The following is a 7565-nucleotide window of genomic DNA, read 5'->3' on the forward strand; positions in this document are numbered from 1 at the left end:
TCTATATAGATAGTATTATAAAATGAATATAATACTTATTTACTTTAACTTATATAAAAATAAAACTAATTAAAATGTTAATAAAATTCCCTCAACAAGGAATAATTATCTTAATAGTATTATTTACTTTAATATGAATTTAGAGATGAATAGAGCGATTTTTAGCAGAAAATTAGACTATTTTTCATATTATTAGTCAATATAAAATAATTTTATCATTATTAATGAGCATGATAATTTGACCTTTAGTATATTCATAGATTTGACGGACTCTTAAAATAAGCTACAATAATATCTTGTTAATAATGATATGGCGGTATTGGTGAAGGGGTTAACACACTGGTTTGTGGATCCAGCACGCGTGGGTTCGATTCCCACATACCGCCTAAGTAGGCATTCCTGAAAAGGGATGCTTTTTTTGTGTCATTTTACATGTATATTTATAATATTTTACTTTAACTTAAAAATAAAAAAATAAATAATAAAAAAACATTTCACATCAACTTATGTTCTTTTCTACGTATTTAATCCTATGTGCTATTAAAAGAGGTGGAGCAGGATGGATTTAAAATACATTATGGAACATGGGGATATTCGAGCGGCTTATGTGTTGGGGTGTTTGGAGGAACGGATGCGCTTAGCTTATCGATATATGCATCCGGAAGAAGCTTTCATTACATACCCAATGGAAGAACTTAGTCATCAGTTGGAAGTATCTGTAGTTCAGTGTGTCCAGATCATGGATCGTTTAGAAGCGCAGGGGTACTTAAAACGAAAACATGATCTAGCAGGACCTGACAAATTATATTTACCACGGCTCAAATTAACTAGTTCCTAATCAAAACTAAATAATTTAAGTTAGCACTAGCTTTATGGAAAATAAAGCATCTTTTTAGACTAAATGATTGCTTTTAAATGGGAAAAGAATATATTAAGGGTAGTTCGAGAAACTAAGTTTTGATAGTCTCCCGATGATCGTGAAAAGGAGTGGAATAGAATGAAGAAAGAAATTACCGCAGCCGTCGTTGATGAACGTAACGCCGCCTTTAAGTTAGAAAAAGTAGATTTAGATGATGAATTAGATAGCAATGAAGTGCTCGTTCACATGGTCGCTTCTGGGATCTGTCATACTGATGAAACTGTCCGGAACGGAGATGTTGATGGACAAACTGGGACCTTCCCTTATCCTGCAATTGCTGGACATGAAGGGGCTGGGATCGTTGAAAAAGTTGGTAACGATGTCAAGGGTATCGAAGCCGGTGATCATGTTGTTCTAAGTTATGCTTATGATGGAACTTGTAAGAACTGTCTTGCTGGTTTTCCAGCTAGTTGTGTGAACTGGGGTAAATTGAATGCTTGTGGAGTTCGTGCAAACGGTAAACATGCTTTCTTTGCCAAAGATGGTTCACCTATTTCGAATTTCTTTGATCAATCTAGTTTTACGACTGAAACGATCGTTAACGACCGTAATATTATCAAGGTTCCTAAGGATATCGATCTTCGTAAGGTAGGACCTTTAGGTTGTGGTTTTGTTACCGGTGCTGGAACTATCTTCAACGCTTTGAAACCAGCTCCTGGTTCTTCGATCGTTATCATGGGAACTGGAGCTGTTGGTCTCGGTGCTTTAATGGCTGCTAAGATCATGGGTTGTTCTAAGATAATTGGTGTTAACCACCATGATGCCCGGTTGGAAGTTGCTAAGAAGTTAGGAGCAACCGATGTGATCAATAATGCGAAGACCGATTGGATCAAAGCGGTTCAAGATCTTACTCATGGCTTAGGTGCAGATTATGTTGTTGATACGACTGGTTTGACTAAGTTACAAGAAGAATGTGTGACAGCCTTAGCTCCTGGTGGTCATTTTGCGCCATTAGCAGTTACTCAACATAGTATGACCGTTAACCCATGGACTGATCTTGAAGCTAGTCAAAAACATATTGATGGGGTCTTAATGGGTAATGCAGTTCCTCAAATTACGATCAAGAAATTGATCGAATTCTGGCAAGCAGGGAACTTCCCATTTGATACGTTGGAAAAGACTTTTGATTTTAAAGACATTAATGAAGCCGATAAAGCTTCTAACGATGGCTCTGTTATTAAACCAATTTTGATCATCGACAAGGACTATGTTCCTGGAAAATAATTAAAAATTAAAATCGTTCAAGAGTAAAAATTTCATTTCGTAATTGGACGAAAGCAAAAAGCTTATTGGTGAATTCCAGTAAGCTTTTTTATTGTTAAAAGTTATGATTTGCAACTAAAAAAGTATCGGGATGCATACGGATAAAAAGTGTTGCTATTACGAATGGGATAAAAAGAATGGTTTGTCACTTTTTTTAAAAGTTATTTGATGAAAAAAGCTGTTCGCTCAAAAATTGTTCATAGCCATGAATAATAGGTCTAGTAACTAATTCGAACATCGAAAAATGAGATTAAAATTTGTAAATCGATGTTATTGATGGGTGACACTTTTAAAACGTTTGTACCTTAGAAGTAAAAATTGTTATTATAAAGCATGTTACTAACTGGTAGGAAAAATATTTTGAGTCCCATGATCAGTTCTGACTATGTGGGTAGGTCAGATGAAAGGATATACGATAAGTCCAATAAAGCTATTTTTATATATGGATGGAGTCTTAATTATGGGAAAGAAAATTACTAAAATATGTCTATTGGTAAGTGTCTTATTATTTTTTATAGTAGGGGGAGTATTACCTGCTAGTGCTAATACTAAAATTACTATTACGACTAGTAAGAAAACTAACAGTTCTAATAGTGGTGCCAATAATATTGTTCGATCTAATAACAATTTAAAGATCGTAGCTCAACATAAACTTGCTCATCAAACCTATAACAAGAGTTTGACTGGGATGCGATGGATCTTTGACCGGCCTAGTGGGTTAGCGAATGCCAAATTGATTTCCAATGGAGCTGATGTGAATAAGTTGATCAATCAAGGAGCTCGTTTCATGACTTATCAAGTGGCACGAACTAATGATGGGACCTTCTATTATAAGGTGGTTTCTCAACATCACAGTGTTTGGGGATGGATTCGTGCTGATGGGATCAAAGCTGCTCCAATCGTTACGAATGCTTTTATTAAAGTTAAGATCACTAATATAAAGATGATCAATGATCATAACTATAACCACGTTTTGAATGGTAAAGCACGCGTGTTTAATAAACCTAGTGCATTGAACGGTGCCAAGATCATTTCAAATCAAGTTGATGTGAATCAATTAGCTAAACAAGGCGCACGATTTAGAGTGCAAAGAATTGCTAAGACAAATGATGGCAATACCTATTATCAGATTGACTCGTTACATCATACACTTAAGGGATGGGTCGTAAGTGGCGGTCTAGTTCCATCTAATTATTAATCAAATTAGATTCAATAAAAAAACGATCAATGTAAAAATATTGGTCGTTTTTTATTTGGAAGAACTAGATTGGAATGGTAAGGAATAATAAAGGCGATAATTTTTGATTTATAATTATATAATTGTAATTAATTATATTTTACTTTAACTTTAAATAAACAAAAATAACAAAACAAATTAACTAAAAACTTGCAACAAAGTTAAAAATGATTTATTATGAAGATGCTTAAGGAATTATGAATCAGTTAAATAATTGGCTAAGATGTTTAGATAAGTCTCACGGGCTCAGTTGCCCAGGACTTATCTTTTTTTATTTTAAAAAGCAACGACTGACAAGTAATTTTACTTGTCAGCTATCAAAATTTACAATATTAATAATTAAGAACGCTCCAAATTTAATTAAAGGCTTTTTATTAAAATAATTGACTTTATTTTCTTTTGGCCTAGAATATATATTAATTAATTTCGTAATTAAACAAAATGAGCAGCAGAGTAATTCGTTCTGTGGGTCCAGAAAATCGTCACTGGCTGTGAGACGATCGAAGCGGACGAATGAAGATGGGTTGTGATTTGGCATTGTCAATGAGGCAATGATGGCTTGGCACTTCATTACTAGTGCACGCGTTGTTAGACGTTAGTGAGGGATGCAGCTTGAACTGTATCTGAATTAGAATGGTACCACGGTTACCCCGTTTCTATTAATTTAGAAGCGGGGTTTTTTGTTTTTTACGAAATTAAGGTAATCAGGAATATATTCAGTGTGTTATCAATACTTATACGATCAACTTAGTTGTGATCATATTTTTAAATAACGTTGACCAAGAAAGGATGTTGAACGATGAAATACGCAATTTTAGGTGCTGGGGGCATGGGCCTTCATTTTGGAACATTATTACAAGAAGTAGGGTATCAAGTTGACTTTATCGATACTTGGGAACCTCAAGTTGAAACGATCAGGAAACAACATGGTGTTTACGTTTCTCGCCGAGGCCAAGGACGTCATTTAGTTCCGATCGACAATATTTATTATCCTGAAGAATATCATGGGCATCCTGATGTTGTGATCCCATTTACCAAACAGATCGGTCTGTCAGAAATGCTTAAACGTTGTGCTCATTTCTTCAATGATGACCAATATGCGGTCACTTTAATGAATGGGATGGGTCATATTGAAAAGATCGATCAATATTTCCCTAAACAACATGTGATCGGGGGAACTGCTTTGATCGGTAGTATCTTAACTAAACCTGGGGATGTTGATTATGTAGCGAAAAAAGGGACTGGTTCCTGTAATCTAGCTAATCAAACCGAAAAAGTTGATGCTACGACTAAAGAAATTGCTAAAGAATTTACTGAAGCAGGATTGAACGCTAGTATCCATACTAATTTCATGGGAACGTTATTGTCTAAAGTCATCTTCAATTCCGTCTTGAACAGTCTTTCCACTAGTTTCCAATGTGCCTATGGTGAATTCATCGAAGCGCCTTCAGCTAAATCGATGAGTATCGACCTGATTAATGAAGCGTTCGATGTTTGTGAACGAGCTGGGATCGAACTATTGAATACGCGTGAAGAAGAATGGCAAGTAATCTATCATACTGCCCATGACGTTAATCCAGAACATTATCCTTCAATGTACCAAGATCTGGTAACTGACCGACCAACCGAAGTTGAATACATTAATGGCTATATTTATCGCTTAGGCCTTAAGCATGGCTATATTGCACATAATCATAAGTTCGCAATTGGATTAGTTCACTTGGCAGAAAAATTGCATCAAATTCGCGGAGACCAAGCTAAATAAGTTCAAGCTAATTATGCATTTATTGAAATGTTTAGTGAGGCTTTCTCTAGGCGGCATCCTTTTGAGATGATGGTTCTAACGAATAGTTTAGCTGTTAGATTGAATTTAACGATGGGGATGCCTAATTGTGGAAACATTTAAAAAGGGCCTTGCAGAAGGAGGGAATCATTGATGGATCTAAAACAACAATTACAACATTTGAATCAAAAAGTGCAAACGATGCAATCAAATCAAATCGTTGATTTTAATATGCGAATCGCTAATATTCCAGGACTGATCTCACTTACTTATGGGGAACCAGATTTTCCGACGCCAGAACACATTAAATCAGCTGCCATCCAAGCAATCAATGATGACCAAAGTCATTATACTGATTCGCTGGGTATCGAACCATTACGGGTCAACGCTGCTAAATTTCTTCACGATAAATATGACCTTGATTATGATCCAGATGATCAGATCATTACAACGGTAGGGGTAGCAGAAGGAATCCATGATGTTTTTACGACTCTATTGAACCCCGGAGATGAAGTCATCGTTCCTACCCCAACATATCCACTCTATGCGGCTAATATCAATTTTTGCGGTGGTGAACCGATCTTTATCAATACCGCAAAAGATGACTTCATTTTGACCCCAGAGCGATTAAATACGGCCTTAAAAGACCATCCTAAAGCCAAAGCAGTGATCATTAATTATCCTAACAATCCAGTCGGCAATACCTATACTAAAGACCAGTTAACAGCGCTAGCCAATGTGATTAAAAAACATAATATCTTCTTGATCAGTGATGAGATCTATAGTGAAATGACTTACGATGAACCTCATTTTTCAATCGCTAAGATCCTGCCAGAACAAACGATTCTTTTAAATGGAGCTTCAAAAACGTTCGCAATGACTGGCTGGAGAATCGGTTTGATCTGTGGTCCGGCTCCATTGATCAAAAAAATTAATGCGGTTCATACTTTAATCACGACTCATGCAACTAATAATGCAGAATATGCGGCTAGTGAGGCATTCTTACATGGTGAAGATGATGCTGAACCAATGAAGCGAGCTTATCTTAAACGAAGAGCTTTGTTACGGGATGGTTTAACGAAAGCCGGTTTTTTAAGTCCTGAACCAACAGGGGCTTTTTACATCTTCGCAAAGATCCCTGCTAAATATGGCCATGATAGTGTCGCATTTGCATTACGGCTAGCTAAAGAAGCTAAAGTTGGTGTCATGCCGGGGGTAATCTTTGGACCTGGTGGAGAAGGTTATCTTCGTTTTAGTTATGCCGCTAGTAGTGATGATCTTAAAAAAGTAGTTGCACAGATTCAACAGTTCGTTGATAATAATTAGTTGAGATGAAAAAATAAATTAATTTACGAATGTCCTTGCATTATCTTAGTAAAAGAACTATTATAAAGATGCTTAAGGAATTATGAATCAGTTGAATAACTGGCTAAGATGTTTAGATAGATTTCACGGGATTAAGTTCCCAGAATCTATCTTTTTTATGCTCTAATTAAAAATATATAATGATTCATTTTTGGAGGGTATGCTTGATATATCTAATTTAAATAATTAATTTAAATTAGACTTAGATTTACTTGCATTTTATAAATAAATGGACTACTATAAAGATACTTAAGGAATTATGAATCAGTTGAATAACTGGCTAAGGTATTTAGATAAGTCTCACGGGCTCAGTTGCCCAGGACTTATCTTTTTTTATTTCAAAAAGTAATTAGCTGACAAGTAAAAATACTTGTCAGCTAACGAATTAATGGTATTGTATTTTCAACAGATGAATCTATTTATTTATTTTATATTTTATTAGGGATGTCACTTGCGTTTTCTAAATAAAAGAACTATTATGAAGATGCTTAAGGAATTATGAATCAGTTGAATAACTGGCTAAGAGTTAAAGATAAATCTCACGGGATTAGATTCCCAGGATTTATCTTTTTTATTTAACATTTATAAAAAAATGTAAGTTGATATATTTTACTTTAACTTAATAAAACAAAAAACAAATAAACTATACAACAAAACAATGAATGAGGACTCTATTTGTATCCTGAATAGTCTAAATAATGTCTTAAATGTTGTTATCACAGTAATATTAACAATAGTAAAACATCTTAATTAATCAATAATAATAGATCTATTTAAAAAATTTTGTTAATAAGTTTGTACATTATATATATAAAAACATAACCAAACGTCATTATTATTAATCATTTAACGTTATTTTTATCCTATGTCACTGTTAGTATGTAATCGTGAGATAGGAATGCCGTTGAAACAGGGATGAATGATCGTAGTTTTAAGGGATGGCACTTTCAAGATACATGACATCTCATCGAAGTCGTCTCCCTGGGCCTTTTGACGGT

At 34.8% G+C, this 7565-nt stretch carries 5 protein-coding genes and 1 tRNA gene; all 6 read left to right on the top strand.

Annotation, left to right across the window (positions count from 1 at the left end; all coding sequences use genetic code 11):
- Positions 1 to 313: 313 nt before the first annotated feature.
- The 6 genes from AC3B6G_RS06335 (at position 314) to AC3B6G_RS06360 (ending at position 6528) form a co-directional block, all read left to right on the top strand.
- Positions 314 to 386 (top strand) — tRNA-His (locus tag AC3B6G_RS06335).
- A gap of 173 nt (positions 387 to 559) precedes the next feature.
- Positions 560 to 838 (top strand): hypothetical protein, encoded by a 279-nt coding sequence (locus AC3B6G_RS06340; protein ID WP_489849543.1) that lies wholly within the window; start codon positions 560 to 562, stop codon positions 836 to 838.
- Positions 839 to 997: 159 nt separating this feature from the next.
- Positions 998 to 2143: an NAD(P)-dependent alcohol dehydrogenase gene (locus AC3B6G_RS06345; RefSeq protein ID WP_489849544.1), complete on the top strand. Its 1146-nt coding sequence runs from the start codon at positions 998 to 1000 to the stop codon at positions 2141 to 2143.
- Positions 2144 to 2642: 499 nt separating this feature from the next.
- Positions 2643 to 3380 (top strand): hypothetical protein, encoded by a 738-nt coding sequence (locus AC3B6G_RS06350; RefSeq protein WP_489849545.1) that lies wholly within the window; start codon positions 2643 to 2645, stop codon positions 3378 to 3380.
- An 838-nt stretch (positions 3381 to 4218) separates the two neighbouring features.
- Positions 4219 to 5184, top strand: a complete 966-nt coding sequence (locus tag AC3B6G_RS06355) for a ketopantoate reductase family protein (protein ID WP_489848449.1) — start codon at positions 4219 to 4221, stop codon at positions 5182 to 5184.
- 171 nt (positions 5185 to 5355) lie between these two features.
- Positions 5356 to 6528: an aminotransferase class I/II-fold pyridoxal phosphate-dependent enzyme gene (locus AC3B6G_RS06360; RefSeq protein WP_489848448.1), complete on the top strand. Its 1173-nt coding sequence runs from the start codon at positions 5356 to 5358 to the stop codon at positions 6526 to 6528.
- Positions 6529 to 7565: the final 1037 nt, after the last annotated feature.

The sequence above is a fragment of the Nicoliella sp. ESL1149 genome (assembly GCF_058107265.1).